The organism is Myroides sp. WP-1 (genome assembly GCF_014145635.1).
Classification (GTDB): Bacteria; Bacteroidota; Bacteroidia; order Flavobacteriales; family Flavobacteriaceae; genus Flavobacterium.
Window position 1 is genome coordinate 46,328 of the sequence record NZ_JACHTC010000014.1, and the last position, 18,025, is coordinate 64,352.

At 37.4% G+C, this 18,025-nt stretch carries 19 protein-coding genes and 3 tRNA genes; 10 read left to right on the forward strand and 12 right to left on the reverse strand.

All coding sequences use genetic code 11. The features are described 5' to 3' along the window. Positions 1–31 precede the first annotated feature (31 nt). The 4 genes from H4K33_RS16580 to H4K33_RS12405 all read right to left on the reverse strand — a co-directional run bounded on the left by H4K33_RS16580 (position 32) and on the right by H4K33_RS12405 (position 5,431). On the reverse strand, positions 32–778 hold the full coding sequence (locus H4K33_RS16580) for a sensor histidine kinase (protein ID WP_255493686.1): 747 nt from the start codon (positions 776–778) through the stop codon (positions 32–34). After that, positions 756–2,993: a two-component regulator propeller domain-containing protein gene (locus H4K33_RS12395; RefSeq protein WP_255493688.1), complete on the reverse strand. Its 2,238-nt coding sequence runs from the start codon at positions 2,991–2,993 to the stop codon at positions 756–758. The genes H4K33_RS16580 and H4K33_RS12395 overlap by 23 nt, the downstream gene beginning before the upstream one ends. Further along, positions 2,990–3,715 (reverse strand): LytTR family DNA-binding domain-containing protein, encoded by a 726-nt coding sequence (locus tag H4K33_RS12400; protein WP_182649434.1) that lies wholly within the window; start codon positions 3,713–3,715, stop codon positions 2,990–2,992. Before H4K33_RS12400 ends, H4K33_RS12395 begins: the two co-directional genes overlap by 4 nt. Before the next feature lie 111 nt (positions 3,716–3,826). Further along, the gene (locus H4K33_RS12405) at positions 3,827–5,431 is read right to left on the reverse strand and encodes an ABC transporter substrate-binding protein (protein ID WP_182649436.1); all 1,605 of its coding nucleotides are present in this window, start codon (positions 5,429–5,431) and stop codon (positions 3,827–3,829) included. An 89-nt stretch (positions 5,432–5,520) separates the two neighbouring features. Between H4K33_RS12405 and mtaB the strand changes: the two genes are divergently transcribed. After that, positions 5,521–6,840, forward strand: coding sequence for a tRNA (N(6)-L-threonylcarbamoyladenosine(37)-C(2))-methylthiotransferase MtaB (gene mtaB, locus H4K33_RS12410; protein ID WP_182649438.1), 1,320 nt, complete (start codon positions 5,521–5,523; stop codon positions 6,838–6,840). Positions 6,841–6,948: 108 nt separating this feature from the next. On the opposite strand, the gene H4K33_RS12415 is transcribed toward mtaB, so the two are convergent. Further along, complete coding sequence (locus tag H4K33_RS12415; protein ID WP_158961227.1) at positions 6,949–7,230, reverse strand: GNAT family N-acetyltransferase; 282 nt, start codon at positions 7,228–7,230, stop codon at positions 6,949–6,951. A 215-nt stretch (positions 7,231–7,445) separates the two neighbouring features. On the opposite strand from H4K33_RS12415, the gene H4K33_RS12420 reads away from it, so the two are divergent. The 3 genes from H4K33_RS12420 (at position 7,446) to H4K33_RS12430 (ending at position 9,311) form a co-directional block, all read left to right on the forward strand. Continuing rightward, a complete protein-coding gene (locus H4K33_RS12420; RefSeq protein WP_182649440.1) occupies positions 7,446–8,123 on the forward strand; it encodes an alpha/beta hydrolase in 678 nt (225 codons plus the stop codon). Then, complete coding sequence (locus tag H4K33_RS12425) at positions 8,107–9,003, forward strand: lytic transglycosylase domain-containing protein (RefSeq protein WP_182649442.1); 897 nt, start codon at positions 8,107–8,109, stop codon at positions 9,001–9,003. Before H4K33_RS12420 ends, H4K33_RS12425 begins: the two co-directional genes overlap by 17 nt. 104 nt (positions 9,004–9,107) lie before the next feature. After that, the gene (locus H4K33_RS12430) at positions 9,108–9,311 is read left to right on the forward strand and encodes a hypothetical protein (protein WP_182649444.1); all 204 of its coding nucleotides are present in this window, start codon (positions 9,108–9,110) and stop codon (positions 9,309–9,311) included. Here H4K33_RS12430 and H4K33_RS12435 read toward each other — a convergent pair. Then, positions 9,306–10,091 carry an alpha/beta fold hydrolase gene (locus H4K33_RS12435; RefSeq protein ID WP_182649446.1) on the reverse strand — a complete coding sequence of 262 codons (786 nt, stop codon included), beginning with the start codon at positions 10,089–10,091 and terminating at the stop codon, positions 9,306–9,308. The genes H4K33_RS12430 and H4K33_RS12435 overlap by 6 nt on opposite strands. 137 nt (positions 10,092–10,228) lie before the next feature. Between H4K33_RS12435 and H4K33_RS12440 the strand changes: the two genes are divergently transcribed. Beyond that, positions 10,229–10,786 (forward strand): hypothetical protein, encoded by a 558-nt coding sequence (locus H4K33_RS12440; protein ID WP_255493696.1) that lies wholly within the window; start codon positions 10,229–10,231, stop codon positions 10,784–10,786. 82 nt (positions 10,787–10,868) lie between these two features. Continuing rightward, a complete protein-coding gene (locus tag H4K33_RS12445) occupies positions 10,869–11,123 on the forward strand; it encodes a hypothetical protein (protein ID WP_182649447.1) in 255 nt (84 codons plus the stop codon). Here H4K33_RS12445 and H4K33_RS12450 read toward each other — a convergent pair. Next, on the reverse strand, positions 11,120–11,722 hold the full coding sequence (locus H4K33_RS12450; RefSeq protein WP_182649450.1) for a nitroreductase family protein: 603 nt from the start codon (positions 11,720–11,722) through the stop codon (positions 11,120–11,122). The genes H4K33_RS12445 and H4K33_RS12450 overlap by 4 nt on opposite strands. Positions 11,723–11,826: 104 nt before the next feature. On the opposite strand from H4K33_RS12450, the gene H4K33_RS12455 reads away from it, so the two are divergent. Then, positions 11,827–12,201, forward strand: coding sequence for a helix-turn-helix domain-containing protein (locus H4K33_RS12455; RefSeq protein WP_182649452.1), 375 nt, complete (start codon positions 11,827–11,829; stop codon positions 12,199–12,201). A gap of 69 nt (positions 12,202–12,270) precedes the next feature. Here H4K33_RS12455 and H4K33_RS12460 read toward each other — a convergent pair whose 3' ends face one another. The 5 genes from H4K33_RS12460 to H4K33_RS12480 form a co-directional block, all read right to left on the reverse strand. Beyond that, positions 12,271–12,819 carry a YbhB/YbcL family Raf kinase inhibitor-like protein gene (locus H4K33_RS12460; protein ID WP_182649454.1) on the reverse strand — a complete coding sequence of 183 codons (549 nt, stop codon included), beginning with the start codon at positions 12,817–12,819 and terminating at the stop codon, positions 12,271–12,273. Positions 12,820–12,908: 89 nt separating this feature from the next. After that, the gene (locus H4K33_RS12465; protein ID WP_182649456.1) at positions 12,909–13,745 is read right to left on the reverse strand and encodes an AraC family transcriptional regulator; all 837 of its coding nucleotides are present in this window, start codon (positions 13,743–13,745) and stop codon (positions 12,909–12,911) included. Positions 13,746–13,889: 144 nt separating this feature from the next. Beyond that, positions 13,890–13,963, reverse strand: a tRNA-Arg gene (locus H4K33_RS12470). Positions 13,964–13,978: 15 nt separating this feature from the next. Continuing rightward, positions 13,979–14,056, reverse strand: a tRNA-Pro gene (locus H4K33_RS12475). 6 nt (positions 14,057–14,062) lie between these two features. Continuing rightward, a tRNA-Ser gene (locus tag H4K33_RS12480) sits at positions 14,063–14,146 on the reverse strand. 387 nt (positions 14,147–14,533) lie between these two features. Here H4K33_RS12480 and H4K33_RS12485 point away from each other — a divergent pair. The 3 genes from H4K33_RS12485 (at position 14,534) to H4K33_RS12495 (ending at position 18,007) form a co-directional block, all read left to right on the forward strand. Then, positions 14,534–15,712, forward strand: a complete 1,179-nt coding sequence (locus tag H4K33_RS12485) for an acetyl-CoA C-acyltransferase (protein ID WP_182649458.1) — start codon at positions 14,534–14,536, stop codon at positions 15,710–15,712. Positions 15,713–15,810: 98 nt separating this feature from the next. After that, on the forward strand, positions 15,811–16,572 hold the full coding sequence (locus H4K33_RS12490) for a C40 family peptidase (protein WP_182649521.1): 762 nt from the start codon (positions 15,811–15,813) through the stop codon (positions 16,570–16,572). An 85-nt stretch (positions 16,573–16,657) separates the two neighbouring features. Next, positions 16,658–18,007, forward strand: a complete 1,350-nt coding sequence (locus tag H4K33_RS12495) for a DEAD/DEAH box helicase (RefSeq protein WP_182649460.1) — start codon at positions 16,658–16,660, stop codon at positions 18,005–18,007. The last annotated feature ends 18 nt before the right edge of the window (positions 18,008–18,025 follow it).

Below are 18,025 nucleotides of genomic sequence, written 5' to 3' on the forward strand. Positions count from 1 at the left end.
TTAACAAATAATTGACGAGGACCGGAGCTTTTTACACCTTTGCATCTTTTAATACCAAGCGAACACGAGTTCCTGATTCGGTAGCGTGTATGCTCAAATGTTCTTCTAAATATGCTTGTATCATTTTCATTCGTTCCTTTACCAGATACATTCCCTTAGATTCATGTGTTGATTGCTTTGCGCGGATTTGCTGATTGCCAATTCCATTGTCAATCACCTCCAAAATAACATCCGTATTCTCCTGATAGACAAGAATACAAACTTTTGGATTAGCGATACTTTCAGGAAAGGCATGAACCAAGCTATTTTCAACAAAAGGTTGTAGTAACAAAGGAGGAATCATCACTTGATGAAGATTTAGCTGTGGATCAATTGTCACTTCGAGTGTGACCCTTTCATCCAATCGCATATTTTCTAATTCAAAATAACCTTGAATATAGTCGATCTCCTCTTTTAAACTTACCTCTTCCACCATAGACAAATTAAGTGTTTTGCGAATAAGTGATGCGAATCGCTCTAAATAATACAATGCTTCTTCTTCTTTATGTGCAATAATAAAGTACTGAAAAGAACTCAAAACATTAAATATAAAATGGGTATTCAGTTGACTTCGAACCGAGAGTACTTTTAATTCAGCTACCTTTTTCTCGTAGCGCAATTGTTTATCTCGAATCTCTTGCTGTCGTTTGATTCGCTGTATCAGGAAAATAACTAGCCCAATAACGACTAACCCCACTAAGCTAAAAAACCACCAACTATAGTAAAAAAGGAGGTTCAATCGTTACCTTTAGCAACGTCTTGATCTGTACTGCGCCACTGTTGTAATCTAATACTCTAATTTCAATGGGATATTCTCCCGTATTCAAATAGCTCAAAGCCAGTGAAGGTTGCTCCAAGTCTAACCATTTTTCCGTTGGTTTTACTCGATATTGAAACCTTAATTTATCTGGGTACTTTGCTCCTAGTAATACAAAGTCTACAAAAATAGAGTTTTGATTGTAAGGTAATTCCAACTCTTTCGTGGTAGTAATTTCTCCCTGTGTCAAATCTAACTTTGTCTCATTCACTTTAATCGAAGAGATAACAAGATTATACGCCGTTTTTTTGGGTTTAAAATACTGAAGATCTAAGGTATACAATCCGGCATCTGTTCCCAAAACTAACTGGTCATTTACAACAGCGCTACTCTTAACATTGTAATTATCAAGTCCTTGTTCTTTATTAAACAAAAAGACTCCCTTTGGATCTACCACAGTAATCCCCTTATTTGTTCCTACAATAAGTTGATTTTTAACATGATGCAAGAACGTAATTCCATGTCCTAAAAGAGTTTCTTGTTCAATTTTGTACAGCACTTTGGGTTGTGAATCACTGACATCTAAGCAATAAATATCACCAAAATCCGTGGCTACAAAAAGTTGATTATCCTTGCCTTTCTCAAGGAATTTCAATCTATTTTCAGCAAAGATGCCCTCTTGGTACAGTGATCTAAAGCGGTTATTCTCAAAAACATATAACCCATCCAAAGCACCGGCAAGATACATTCTTCCTTTCATTTCGGCCATATCAACAATGTCACGAGGAACAAAAGCACCATCTTCTCTGTCGAGGTAATCGTATTGAAAGGCAGCTGTATTTTTATATAAGCGAACGCCACCGTAAGGATCTGTCTCAAGCAATTGATTTTGAAAAAAGTCGAATTGATAGGTGTGAATTCCCCAATACTTCTCAATAGTCCCTTTGATATTGAGTTGAAAAAAACCAATATTTGTACTTACCCAAATTGAATTTTGGTGAACGACAGCTTTATAAAATTGAATTTGCTCGGCAGGGATGCGATGCTCAATTTCAAAAAAATTATTCTCTCGCGTAGTGACTCCAATAAACGATTGTTTGTGCTGGAGTTGATACGCTTTGAACGTTGATTTATCGAGGGTTCGCACAATGGTATTTTGACGTACGATACACAGTCCTCTAGTTCCGAAAACATAAATTGAATCTCCTTTAAGTGCAATGGTTTCAACAGGTCCAAAACGAGGATCGAAACGCAAAGGAGAATCTAGGTCTACTTGAAACAACCCTTGTTTCTTACTGCCAACGTATAGAAATTTTCGCTTCGCATCATAAGCTAAACTATAGAGTTCAGCATTTTTGATATCGTATTGTTCATTGCGTTTTTCGATGCGTTGTCCATCCCAAGCGTAAATTCCGCCTCCTTCATTAAGTATATCTGCGCCAACCCAATACACTTGATCTTCTACTTGTTGAAAAAAACGCGTCCCCTTTACTTTACTTTTTACTGAAGAGATTTGGCTGTGAAGCTGGTGAATTTCAACCTCGAATTTCAATCCCAAAAACAGGGTTTGTCTCTCCTTGTCAAACAACGATGCTACGACCTCTTTTTGTTCGCTCACAGGATGTAATTTTCCTTCTTCAATGCGAAATACACCATGGTTGATTGTTGTAGCAAATACGGTACTTCCTATTTGATAAAAGCTAGAAACAGGACTTGGAGTCGTCAACGTGTTTTGTGTTGAAAAGGGCACTACTTTTTTTGTTGTAATATCAATAATGGAAATGCCCTGAGAAGTTCCGATGTACAACTTCGAAGAACTGACAAACAAACTGTTGATACGCGTTGCCGTTAATCCGCAACTTTCATTAAACAACAGCGTTTCTTTCTTTCCTCTATACAAAATACCTTGCCCATAGCTTCCGATCCAAATTCCTTGATCCTCATCTTCTACTAGGCTTGTAATATTGGTAAACCGACGTTGAATAGCCTCCTCATCGATGACAATTCGCCCTTGTTGACGCACACTGAGTCCTGCTCGTGATCCGATCCAAAGTACCCCATTGGTATCCATCAACAAAACTCGTATATCATTGGCTATCAACCCATCTTCAGTTGTATAGCGCTTAGTTACTGTTGTTTGGGCCCGGAGAAGAGGCATGGTTAGTCCCACGAGTAAGAACACCACCCATCGCATCATAGCTCAAATTCCTTAAACTCCTTCATCTTTGTTGCAGAGACAGTAATATCGTGTTTGACCTCTCGTTCATTGATGACGATTTCGTCTTTAAAAACAATGCGGTTTGTTCCATTTTCAATATGCTTAACATGTTTCATATTTACGACATAGGAACGCCCTACTCGTCGAAATTGTCCATGCTGTAACTTTGCAGCAACAGTTCCTAATGTTTTAGATATCAAGTATTTTTGATCGTGTAGGTAGATTTCACAATAATTGTCATCCGCTTTACAATAAACAATTGAATCAACGGGAACCACATCGCGTTTCTGATTGTTCTTGATTAATTTGATAAAAGATTGTTGCCCCTCTTTTTCGACAAATTTGTCATAGGCGATTTGCAAATTTTCAACCGCAATAGGCTTCAATAGATAGTGCAAACAGGGAAATTCATTTAAAACTTCCAATGCATACTGACTATAGGCAGTCGTAATCACTACTTCAAAAGAAAGCGGTGTTTGAAAGTAGTCAAACAAAGCCAATCCGTTCTCTTTTGGCATTTGAATGTCTAAAAAAACGAGATCAGGTGTATACTGTTCAATCATTTTTACTGCTTCTGCGACCGACTTTGCCGTATAAAACACCAATTTGTGTTGCAGCTTAATACTGTGTTGTAAACGGTGTTTCAAAACTTCGGCAACCTTCGTCTCGTCATCTACAATTAGAACGACTAACTCATTCATAATATAATTCGTGTAAGGTTGTAAGTTGTATTTATTCAATGCGCTACCGCTATCGAATCGGTTCAAATATACTATTTCACCAAGAATTCTTCTACTAAAATCAGATTATTTTCAACTTGACTTTTTTACCTTTTTCAAAAACAGATTATTCATGGGGTTTATACCCAATTGTTGAACATTTTTTCGGCTAAATCGAACAGCCTGATCGTAAAACAGAACCAAAACGGGCACTTCTTCTGCAAGCAAGTGGTCCATTTGTTGATAGAGTTGTTCTCTTTGGTTAGGATCGGTCACTTGAAAAGATTGCTCATACCACTGATCGTAAGTTGAATTGGCAAAAAAAGTATAGTTAGGACCATTGGGTGCTTTATTTTTGCTGTAAAATAGAGATAGATAGTTCTCAGCATCGGGATAATCTGCAATCCAACTCCCTCTAAAGAAGGCTATTTTGCCCGAAGCCATTCCCTGTCTTAACGTCGCTGGTGGCATAACGTCAATCTCTACTGTCAAACCTATCTTTTGCCATTCTCTTTGCAAATATTCTGCGATATCGAGGTAGCCTGCGTTAGTAGATAGTGGAATTGTAATTTTGACTTGTTGATGTTCTTTTTTATAAGCGTCTACGAGAGCTTTTGCTTTGTCTACATCGTATAATTGATCCAAGACAATATTGCCCTGCAAACCTTTAGGTATAATTCCTCCCACTTGAGCCGTTCCCATTCCACTTCTCAAGTGCTTCAACATTTTAACGCGATCAAACCCGATGTTCAACGCTTGTCGAATGCGCTTATCACTTACAGGGCTATTTTTGTCGTCCATGTTAAAGCCCAAATACTCCGTATTGAGATAAGGACCGGTTTCCATCTGAACAACTTCCTGATACTTGGGTTGTAATTCGCCTTCAAGCGTAATTAAATCATCTTTATATGAAGGATCAAGTCCAGAAACAAAATCTAAATTTCCCTGAATAAACTGCAAAAAAGCACTTTGTTTATCTGGTAAAAAGGTAATGGCCACAGATTCGAGATAAGGCAACTGACTTCCGTCTTGGTCTTTCTCAAAATAGTTGGGATTTCGTCTCAAGACCAACTTGACATTTTCTTCCCAAAACTTAAAATAAAAAGGCCCTGTTCCAATGGGATGCGTGCGAAAATCATGTTGAGAATCTTCGACTACTTCTTGCGGAACCACAGACGCATAGCGCATAGACAACAGTCCGAGAATTGCGGGAAAAGATTCCTTCAAATGCAGGCGAAAAACAGTGTCATTTACCGCTTGATAGCTTTGTACTTTTTGCATAATCCACGCGCCTGGTGAAGCCGTTTGTGGATCAGTTAATCGATCTAAACTATATACAAAATCTCGTGCTGTAACGGGTCGAGTTTGAGCAGGACCAAAGGCAGGATGTGGATGAAAATACACCTCTTTACGCAAAACAAAATCATAGGTTAATCCATCAGAAGACGCCGCCCAAGACTTGGCTATATCGCCTACTATTTGCAACTGATCGTCGAGTTGGACCAATCCATTAAACAATTGATTACACGGCCAAATAACGGCCATACTACGAGCAAAAGCAGGATCAAGAGTTTGAATATTTGAATTTTCATTATAGCGAAATACCTCTCCTTTTACATTTTCTACTGTTTTCTTTTGGCAAGAAAAAAGGAGGATGGAGATACAAAGAATTGATATATAATAAATTATTGATTTCATCAAACCGAATTTTGTACGTAAATTTGCACGCTTTGTGACAACAAAGAGTAAATATACTTCAAAGTTACTACTCATAGTAAAGAATGATTATGGAAAATAGAAAAAAAGTAGCTTTTTACACCTTAGGATGTAAGCTAAACTTTTCTGAAACCTCAACAATAGCAAGAAGTTTCGTCGATGAAGGTTTTGATCGTGTTGAATTTGAGGATGTGGCAGACATTTATGTGATCAACACGTGTTCTGTAACCGAAAATGCAGATAAACAATTCAAACAAATAGTAAAAAAAGCGCAAAAGAAAAACGAAAAGGCCTTTATTGCCGCTGTTGGATGTTATGCGCAATTAAAACCAGCTGAATTAGCCAATGTTGATGGGGTTGATTTAGTGCTTGGTGCTACAGAGAAATTTAAATTGACGGATTACATCAATGACCTTTCCAAAAATGAAATGGGTCAGGTGCACTCTTGTGAGATTTCAGAAGCCGATTTTTATGTTGGTTCTTATTCAATTGGAGATCGAACACGCGCATTTTTAAAAGTGCAAGATGGATGTGACTACAAATGTACGTACTGTACGATTCCTTTGGCACGTGGTATTTCTAGAAGTGATACCATGGAAAACGTCTTAAAAAATGCAGCTGAAATCTCAGCACAAGACATTAAGGAAATTGTACTTACAGGTGTTAACATCGGTGATTATGGAAAAGGTGAATTTGGCAATAAAAAGCACGAACACACCTTTTTAGAGTTGGTACAGGCTTTAGATCAAGTAGAGGGAATTGAGCGTTTGCGCATTTCTTCTATTGAGCCAAACTTATTGAAGAATGAAACCATCGAATTCGTTTCTAAAAGTAGAACGTTTGTTCCTCATTTTCACATTCCGTTACAATCGGGAAATAACGATATCTTAAAGAAGATGAAACGCCGTTATATGCGAGAGTTATATGTAGAACGCGTAGATAAAATCCGTACAGTAATGCCAGATTGTTGTATCGGAGTAGATGTAATTGTTGGTTTCCCTGGTGAAACAGATGAGAAGTTTTTAGATACATATAACTTCTTGAGCAATTTAGACATCTCCTACCTACATGTCTTTACCTATTCAGAACGCGATAATACTGAAGCGATAGCGATGGAAGGAGTTGTTCCGATGGAAGTAAGAAATAAGAGAAGTAAAATGTTGCGCGGTTTATCAGTCAAAAAACGCCGTGCCTTTTATGAGTCTCAATTAGGTAACGAAAAGACCGTTTTATTTGAAAGCGAAAATAAAGAGGGGTATATCCACGGTTTTACAGAAAACTATGTCAAAGTAAAAACACCTTGGGATCCGGCTTTAGTCAATACATTACGCAAAATTAAACTAACGAAAATTGACGATGACGGTATTGTTCGATTTGATTTTCTAGATTAAATAAAAAAACCTGTTTGAATTGAATTTCAAACAGGTTTTTTCTTTTTTTCACCCTAGTTCGGGGTATGCTGTGTGTGTTATAAGTGGGTTTTTTAAAATCTCACAGGATTAAATTCTTATCCCTGGAGGAAGCATTTCTTTGTATGTAGGATTTTTCCTAAAGAAAGAAACAATTTTTGGATGTGTAGGAACTACTCTTAATCTTTTTTCTCTAACAATATCGAGTACTCCTTTCAAAAAATCGATAGATTGTGCTTGTACACCTTCTTCGAATCCTTTTAATTTGGTAAGAAAGATCTTTCTCTCTTGAAGTGAATACTCCACACTGAGCAATCCCTGATCGGTTTCAAGCTCGAACTGGCGAAGCAATTCATTGTCTTTAATTTCCATTATACTAAATTTTTATATTTTCATGTTATGCAGAACCTCCTTTTCATAGCAACAAAAAAAGAACGGTGGCCGAATGCCCCAATTCATAACAATTACAACGTAAAAAAAATTTTAGATTGTTTATACCGCGAATACAACTAGTTTTATCGCTATATTTATCAAAGTTCGTCATTTTTTTCCAGACCACCCCCATTAAGTATGTTAATTTATTTAAAATGAACAAAATACCGATTTATTTCTTTCCTGGAATGTCATCCACTTCATTAATTTTTGAACGATTGGAATGGGATACTTCACGTTTTGAATTGCATTTTTTAGAATGGTTGCCTTGTAAAAAAAACGAAGATCTAATTACGTATACGCAAAAATACATTCCGCTGATTCAACAGAAAAACCCTATCTTAGTGGGCGTATCCTTTGGCGGGATTATCGCACAAGAATTAGCTAAGCTCATTGACGTTCAAAAAATCATCATTATCTCAAGTGTGCGTTCGAATCGAGAATTTCCCAAGCGTTTTAAATGGGCAAAATACACCAGGCTCTACAAATTGCTTCCTACTGGTGGCGTTGAGTTTATACTCCACCTGATCGCACGCTATGGCAATGAAAAACAAAAGAGACGCGTGGAATTATATAATCGCTATTTGTCCATTCGCGATCCACATTATTTAAATTGGTGTATTCGCACCGTTTTAAACTGGGATCAAAAAGAAGACTTGAAAGGGGTAATCCATATTCATGGCACAAAAGACGAAATTTTTCCATTTAAAAACATTCGAAGCGCGATAGAAGTAAAAGGTGGTACACATGCCATGATACTAATAAAATACAAATGGTTTAATCAAAATCTACAAAAAATTATATTAAACTCTATAAATGAAAAAGAATCTTAAAAATGTACTCTACACAACAGCTGTTGTAGGTGTAGCATCTACGTTTATTTTCGCAACCTCACATGGAGCAAGCAATAAAACAGTAGAACAGAAAGATCCGACAGATCACCATGTTTCCTTACCCTCAAAAGCGAATTTTGCTGGTGAGCGAACTCCTCTTGAAATCATTGATGTCAAAGAGCGTTTTGACCGTGAAATGATTATCAACGCGAATTTACACTCCTCAACAACTTTGGTTATCAAAAGAGCAGAGCGTTACTTTCCTATCATTGAACCTATCCTGAAAAAAAATAATATTCCCGACGATTTTAAATACCTCTGTGTAATCGAAAGTACGCTTTCCAATGTAGTTTCATCTGCGGGAGCTTCGGGTTTTTGGCAATTTATGAAAGGAACAGCAGGAGAATATAATCTGACGGTAGATGACAGTGTAGATGAGCGTTACCACCTCGAAAAAGCAACTGAGGCCGCTTGTCGATATTTTAACGATGCGAAAGCTAAATTTGGTTCATGGACCATGGTTGCCGCTGCTTATAACAGAGGAATGGCAGGCATGACAAAAGCTATGAATTCCCAATATGTAGACAACTACTATGATTTATTTTTAAATCAAGAAACTTCACGTTATGTTTTCAGAATACTTGCCATGAAAGAAATTATGTCTAACCCACAACTATACGGTTATGACATTCCAAAAGCGGATCGATATCAACCAGTACCGATGCGCTATATTACGGTAAGTAATGACATTGAAGACTTACCCATGTTTGCCATTGAACAAGGATCGAACTACAAATTGTTGAAATTGTACAACCCTTGGTTAGTCAACACAAACCTAAAAACAAAAGGTAAAACATATACGATCGAGTTACCGCGCTAGATCAAAAAATAGCCTAATCCTCTCAACAGGATTAGGCTATTCTTTTTCACTTCCTTTTATCATCAAAATGATTTTATATCTTTGCGTTCGATACAAAAACGACGATGGATAAAGAGACTTATATCAAAACAGCCCTAGAGACAATTAAAGCCAAGAACTTACAGGTTCCTTTTGAATTGGCTCCAGGTAGTGTTATTACCAATCTAGATCAATACTTAAACAGTTTAAAGACGTCTTATTTACAAGCTAAAGATCCGAGAATCGAACAATTATTTCTCGACAAAATAGAGCATTTGCTCCAATTATAAATAAGATTTTAAAAAGGAGATGATCAGCGCCATGGTTTGCTCCTTTTGTTCTTTATGCGGGATATGTCCCACTTGCTCAAACACGTATTTTTCTGCAATTCCACTCACATGTGTAATGGTTTCTTCCACTTGTGCTAATGTGCCGTATTCATCCAAATCACCTTGCAAAAACAACAAAGGAGATGTAATTCGATACAATTCGGGTACCATCGTCCAATCGCGATATGCAGGATCTAACCAAATATCAAACCAAGCATAGCACAATTTCTCTACCCGTTCTCCATGGTACTTGACCAATCGATATCTTAAATCTGTTTCTTCATACGCTTTTTTAGCATCCAAAACGCCTTTTAACGTCATCTCTTCTACAAATACATGACCAGCTTCAATCACCAAAGCAGTTGTATGCTCAGGATACAAAATCCCATACCACAAAGCAATTGACGCTCCATCGCTATGACCGAAGATCGCTATCTTTTCCAATTGTAACACACAGCGCAGCTGTTCTAAAAATGCGCCTTCTTGTTCTAAGTAATTTCGCTCTCGAACAGCAGTTTGCATCGGTTGAGATTTTCCATAGCCCACGCGATCATACACCATAACATTACACTGTAACTGTTCAGCCAACAAACGAGGCCAATCACGCCATAATTCAACACTCCCTAACGAATCGTGTAATAACACTAAGGTTGTTGCTGTCTTTGGGGTATCGTGGGTATACAAGTGTACAAATATAGCTTGCTCGTTCACAGGAACGATTTGCTCTGTCAATCGAATCATTGTTTTTTAGCTTTCCTCAAAAATAAGGCTTTTGTTGGAAATACGCTACGTTTTAGCCCCAGAACCTCCCTTGTTTTTGTCAAGCATTAGGTAAACATTCTTTATACCACTATCTTAGTCTTTTATATATTCTACTTATGATGAAAAATCTACTTGTTTTGCTGTTTTGTATCAGCAGTGTATGTTACACAAAAGCACAAGCGCCAAATGCTTCAACCCAATTCATCCAAAACCTCGCAGAACACTGCGGAAAAGCATACAAAGGATCTATCGTTTCTTCCCCTATACCCGCTGATTTTGACAACAAAGAATTAATCATGTATGTCTCTGCTTGTGATAAACGCGAAGTGAAAATTGCTTTTTTTGTAGGAGATGATCTATCGCGCACCTGGGTTTTTACGCTAAAGGGAGATCGTATTGAACTCAAACACGACCACCGTCAAACAAATGGAGAACCTGATGAAGTAACCATGTATGGCGGTACAACCACCAATACGGGTACAGCACATATTCAATACTTTCCCGCCGATCAAGAAACTACAGCCAGTATACCTGCTGCTGCCGCTAATCTATGGTGGGTAACCATTGACAACAAAGAATACAGTTACAACTTGCAACGTGCAGGAGCTAAAACCAGCTTTAATGTAGTGTTTGACCTAACAAAACCGCTTGTAACGGATAAAAGAGCCTGGTAGTTGGTTAACGGTTAACGGAAAATACTCCATTATAAAAATGCTTTTTTTTAGTTTTTTGCTGATTTGTAAACTTTGTACTTTTTTGACAATCTCTTTGTTTAAAGCAAGTACCTTCTTATTTCAGAAAAAATTATCTCAACACCTCAACACCTCAACACCTCAACACCTCAACACCTCAACACCTCAACACCTCAACACCTCAACACCTCAACATCTCAACACCTCAACACCTCAACACCTCAACACCTCAACATCTCAACACCTCAACACCTCAACACCTCAACACCTCAACATCTCAACACCTCAACACCTCAACATCTCAACACCTGTAAACTAAATCGATACAATAATTTCCTCGCGTTCAAAACGCGATTTAGGCAAAACCCTTGGATGCATCGGGTCCGTTTGATCAGCATATCCCACGGTAACTGCAAACAAAGGAGCGTATCCTTCTTGCTGTAAAATATCGTGATACCCCTGGCGATTAATCCCTTCCATCGGTGTTGCGTCCAACCCGAGACTCATACAAGCAGACAAAAAATACCCCAATGAAAGATACACTTGGTTTTCCATCCACGATTTTGTTGCTTGATCACCACGCGATCGAACTAGAGGTTCATAGAATCCCTTAACCCAACCTTCGGGCAAAATAGAAATATTGCGCTGCTCAAAGTGGTCAATATCTTCCATCACGCTAAAGACAACTACTAATCCAACTGCATTGATGGAATTTTCATTCGTATAGGAATGAGCGGCCAATTGCGTTTTTATCTTTTCGTTGGTAACAAATGTAAACTTCCACGGTTGACTATTTATAGAAGATGGACTTAGTCGAATGATGTTTTTTAATTCTTCTATTTGTTCTGGTGTAATCTTTTTTGTCAGGTCGTATTTTTTTGTTGCATACCTGCGTTGGGCTAGATCTAAAAAATTCATAATCAATTTACTTCGGTTTATAATTTATAACTATACTTTTTATAGTTGCAAACTTATATATAGTAAATTATCTTTGCAATAACGGTCATAAAGGATAGTAACAGATGTATACCATAGACAATCAAGAATACCCTTGCAGTACAAGCTTAACAATGAGATATATAGGAGGCAAATGGAAAGCTGTTATTCTCATTCATTTAATGGAAAAAAAACGATATAATGAGTTGAGAAAAGCCATTCCAATGATTACGGAACGCACTTTAAGCTTGCAGTTAAAGGAAATGGAAGAACACGGCTTAATTAGCCGAACAGTTTATACAAGTAAACCTCCCTTAAAAGTGGAATATGAATTAACCACTTTCGGGCAAACCCTGATTCCCTTACTTGAGGCAATTGCAAAATGGGGTTATCAAACAGGAACGACAAAAAAGGAAATTGTTTATACGCCGGAAGAAACAATTTGCTCCATTTTAGAATAACACTAGCTATAACTACAAAAAAAGTCTTCGATTTCTCAAAGACTTTTTTTATAGTTATTAACTTGTTTTTTATCGTTTATAATACGCGATAATACTTGCTTTTGCGAGTGTTTGATTCCATAAATTAAACCCTACAATAGCAGGATTCACATTAGCATCAAGTCCTAACGTACTTGTTTTCAAAGCATAAACTGTGATAATATATTGGTGAAACCCATGTCCTTCTGGCGGACAAGGTCCTCCAAACCCATTGATCCCATAATCTGTTCTACTTTGGACCGCTCCTTTGGGAGCTAAATTAAGAGCAACATTTCCTGCGTTGGCGACCAATTCACTGCTCGCTAAGGGAATATCAAACACCACCCAATGCCAAAATCCACTTCCTGTAGGGGCATCAGGGTCATACATTGTAATAGCAAAACTCTGAGTTCCTTCTGGTGCATTTTCCCAAGACAACTGTGGAGACTGATTGAGTCCAGAACAACCAAACCCATTAAATTCAAGTGTTTTAGTTCCTTCGCCACCCAAATCTTTACTCGATAGCGTAAACGTTTTTTGTGCAAATACTGATGTTGACAGCATCAAGACGAACAGTAGTAATACCTGTGCTTTTTTCATTCTTGTTGATTTAAAAATTTCAAAACAAAGATACCCCTCGACCTACCATGCTGCATTTGGCTATTCACTCAAAAACTGTTGCTAAAAGCTCAAATCTTATGATGTTGCTTGGGTGTTTGACCATATTTTGCTTTATAGGCCTGAATAAAGCTCGACAAACTTTCATATCCTATCTCAGAATAGATCTCCGTAGCGGTTTTCTTTTCTATATGCAGCAAATAGTGTCCATACTCCAATCGCTTATTCTGAAACCATTTCATCGGAGATTCAGCATAGTGCTTTTCAAACGTTCGCTTAAAGGTAGAAACACTCATATTACACAAAAAAGCAAGTTCTTTAATCGTCAATTTACAATGCATATTGCTTTCTATTGTACGGATAAACTTTTGAGCGCTATTATCATGCGTAGATAGTAAAGAATAAAGGACTCCCCTTCCGTATTTTTCAACAAGGTACCACATAATCTCTTCAAACTTCACTGCTAGTAATCGAGGCTGAATTTCTTTCGATAGCTGATTTACATCGAGTAAACTCTTTACAAATCGAAGAATAAAGTCGTCATATCTAAAAGCATGAACTGATTGATTTTCTATAGATTGATCGAAATCTATTGCAATATTTTGAATAAATTTTTGAATGGCTTCAGTTGAAAAAAACAACAATACACTCCTATAACTTTCCCCTTCAGATAATTTCTCGGTCATCAAACAATGTCCTGCTTTCATAAGGAGAAAATGAGAAGGATCAATAGTTTGAGTAGCACGATCAAAAACGACTTCCTTTCTTCCTTCAAGTAAAAAACTAAAGGTATGCTGGTTGAGTACAATTTGTTGGCGATCGATTTCTTGGACACTGCAATAATCAAAGATTTGGATTGATTGAGCTTGATCGAGATTGAGGTCAGTGGGAAGCGTTATTACATTCATTGAGTTTGATTCTTATCGGATCACCCTGGTATTTCATAAGATTTATACAGAGAAAGAATTAAAGAGCTAGCTAAAAGTACAAATTAAAGAGATATGGAACGTATATAAACAAAAAAAGTCTTAACGATAGTTAAGACTTTTTTGTGATCCAATCAGGATTCGAACCTGAGACCTACTGCTTAGAAGGCAGTTGCTCTATCCAGCTGAGCTATTGGACCCTACACTACTTGTAGTGGTCGGGGTGGCAGGATTCGAACCTGCGACCTCCTGGTCCCAAACCAGGCGCGATGACCGGGCTACGCTACACCCCGAATAAGCGGAGAGACAGGGACTCGAACCCTGGCGACCGTTACCAGTCGACAGATTAGCAATCTGCTCCGTTACCACTCCGGCACCTCTCCGTTGCTTTAAAGAAGAGTTATCTTCTGTATTGCGGATGCAAAAGTAGCACGAGTTTTCGTTGTTTCCAAATATTTACGACACAAAAATTTAAAAAAATAATCAAATTCTTTAAATCGTTTATCTATCAAGCAGATACGATTCTTCTTTTTTTATTCATTTTTTATAAAATCATGCTCTTCGCTCTGCCTCTTTTCAAAATTCGCCATCTTCCTCCCTCTTTGCATCCCTAAAAATCTCAGAAAAGAGGTAAAAAAAATGGCTTTTCAAGATTAATGTTAATATCAACTATTATTTCACCTGACAATTCTATCAAATAAATATATAATGTATATTTGTCGTTAACTATTGAATCAAAATAAATCAAACTTAAATAAACACTATATATTATGAGTAAAAGAGTAGTAATTGTATCTGCTGCTAGAACACCGATTGGTAGCTTTTTAGGTTCTTTATCTACAGTTCCTGCAACTAAGTTAGGAGCTGTTGCTATTAAAGGTGCTATTGATAAGATCAATTTAGACGTAAATTTAGTTGACGAAGTATTAATGGGTAACGTAGTTCAAGCAGGTGTTGGACAAGCTCCCGCTCGTCAAGCAGCAATTTACGCTGGATTAAGCAGCAATGTTCCTTGTACTACAGTAAACAAAGTTTGTGCTTCTGGGATGAAAGCAATCATGCAAGGTGCACAAGCAATTATGTCTGGAGATGCTGAGGTAGTTGTTGCTGGTGGAATGGAGAATATGAGTTTGATTCCACATTACGTACATATGAGAAATGGACAAAAATTTGGTCCTACTACAATGGTAGATGGATTACAAAATGACGGTCTTGTTGATGCATATGACAATCAGGCGATGGGTGTAGCTGCTGATAACACAGCAAAAGTACACAACATCACAAGAGAAGAACAAGATGCTTTCGCTATCCAATCGTATGAGCGCTCTGCTAAAGCTTGGGAAGAAGGTAAATTTGATATGGAAATTGTTCCAGTTGAGGTTCCTCAAAGAAGAGGTGAACCGATCATCGTTGCTAAAGACGAGGAGTATTCTAATGTAAAATTAGACAAAATCACAGGATTGCGTCCAGCTTTTACAAAAGAGGGAACAGTAACGGCTGCAAATGCGTCAACAATCAATGATGGTGCTGCGGCTGTAGTATTAATGAGTGAAGAAAAAGCAAAAGACTTAGGCTTAAAACCATTAGCTTATATCAGAAGTTATGCAGATGCTGCACAAGAGCCAATTTGGTTTACTACTGCTCCTGCTAAAGCATTGCCAATTGCATTGAAAAAAGCAAACTTAGCAATCTCTGATGTAGATTTCTTCGAATTCAACGAAGCATTTTCTGTTGTAGGTTTAGCGAACGCAAAACTTTTAGATCTAAACACAGACAAAATTAACGTAAACGGTGGAGCTGTTTCTTTAGGACACCCTCTAGGATGTTCAGGAGCACGTATCGTTGTAACGTTATTAAGCGTATTAGAACAAAACAACGCTAAAATTGGTGCTGCTGCTATCTGTAATGGTGGTGGAGGTGCTTCTGCTATTGTTATTGAGAGAGCTTAATTCGAATCAAGATATTTCTCTAAATATTAAGTAAAGATGGGTTTGATTTCTTCAAACTCATCTTTATTTTTGTACTCTAAATAAAAAGATCCTTTATGATGTTTGCTTATTGTAATCTTTCGATTGTTCCCCTACGCGCAGAACCAAGCGATAAAAGCGAATTGGTTTCTCAATTGCTATTCGGTGAATTGTTTACGATACTCGAACAAACGGAGAAATGGTCTAAAATTGAATTGGCTTTTGATCAGTATCAAGGGTGGATTGACAATAAACAGCTTCAACTCATCGACAGAAATGAATACGACACCCTAACACAAACTGCACCAATTTATGCTGGTGATTTGGTAGAGTTTTTACATTCTGCGGATAACCAACTCATGTCTATTCCCTTAGGGAGTAACCTCAACGTCTTGAAACACGCCTCTACAAATCCGTTTAAATTCGCTTTTGAGGGTCGCTCTATTACGGGAACATTCACAAAAAGTCAATTTGTAAAAACTGCATTTATGTATTTAAATGCACCTTACCTATGGGGAGGAAAAACGCCTTTTGGTATCGATTGTTCTGGTTTCACACAAATGGTCTACAAAATTAACGGACACCTTATTCCACGCGATGCCTCTCAACAAGCAACCATTGGAGAAGCTTTGAGTTTTATAGAAGAAAGCGAAGCTGGTGATTTGGCCTTTTTTGATAATGCCGAAGGAAATATCATCCATGTGGGAATTATCATGGACAACAATTACATCATTCACGCGCATGGAAAAGTGCGTATCGATCGATTAGATCACCTAGGCATTTACAATGTAGATTCGGGAAAACACACCCATAAACTTCGAGTAATTAAAAAAATTCTCTAAGCAAAACGATTGTCTTTGATCCATTTTCAATCCAATACTTACTACAAGCATAAAAAAACGTATCTTTGTCCAAATAAGATATTTTATGCATACTTTCGAGCAATTTAATCTACCGAAAGCTTTACAAAAAGCCCTAGATGAGCTTCAAATTACTACGCCTACACCTATTCAAACTAAGTCATTCCCAGTTATTTTATCTGGAAGAGATGTAATGGGAATTGCCCAAACAGGTACAGGTAAAACTTATGCTTATTTACTTCCCATTTTAAAACAATGGAAATTTGCCCATGTGGATACTCCACGCGTTGTGATAATTGTACCAACACGTGAGTTAGTTGTTCAAGTTGTTGATGAAGTGAATAAACTAACACAATATATGTCGATTCGTTCTTTAGGTGTTTATGGAGGAACCAATATTAACACCCAACGCAAGGCCGTTTACGATGGAGTAGATATCCTAGTGGGTACTCCTGGTCGTATGATGGATTTAGCCCTAGATGGTGTTTTGCGTTTTGACAACCTACAAAAGTTAGTCATTGACGAATTTGACGAAATCCTAAATCTAGGTTTTAGAACCCAACTTACCTCTATACTAGCCATGATGCGAAGCAAAAGACAAAATATTTTGTTCTCCGCAACCATGACAGAAGAAGTAGATGAAGTATTGGAAGACTTTTTCGATTTTCCAGAAGAAGTATCTTTAGCAGCTTCAGGAACTCCTTTAGAAAAAATAGACCAACAATTGTATCATGTTCCTAACTTCTATACGAAGATGAACCTCTTGATGCACTTGTTACAAGACAAAGAAACCTTTAATCGCGTATTGATTTTCATCAATAGTAAGCGTTTGGCGGATATTGTAATGGAACAATTGGAAGAAGCCTTCCCAGATGAATTTACAGTAATTCACTCAAATAAATCACAGAATTTCCGTTTGCGTTCGATGGCTGAATTTCAAGCCAATGAGTTAAGAGGACTATTGACTACAGACATTATGGCTCGTGGATTGGATATTTCGGATATTAGCCACGTGATCAACTTGCAGTTTACCGATGCTCCAGAACAGTATATTCACCGTATTGGTCGTACAGGACGTGCAGATAAAACGGGAATTGCTATTTCTTTTGTTGATCCAAAAGAAGAGGAAATGTTACTGGAGGCAGAAGAACTAATGGAAAAAGAGCTAAGAGTCATTGAGATTCCTGCTGAAGTTGATATTTCAGACAAGTTAATGGAGTTTGAAAAATCTAAACTAAAGGCTAAGCAATTAGTTAAAGTGAAAAAGCCCATTGAAAAAGGAGCTGCTTTTCACGCAAAAAAAGAAAAGAATACCAAAGTTAATCTAGGTGGCCCTGGAAAGAGAAAACCAAGAAAAACAAAACCGAGAAACCGTGCTGTTGATGCTAAACGTGCAGCAAAGAAAAAGAAAGATTAATCACAAAATAGAAAAAGC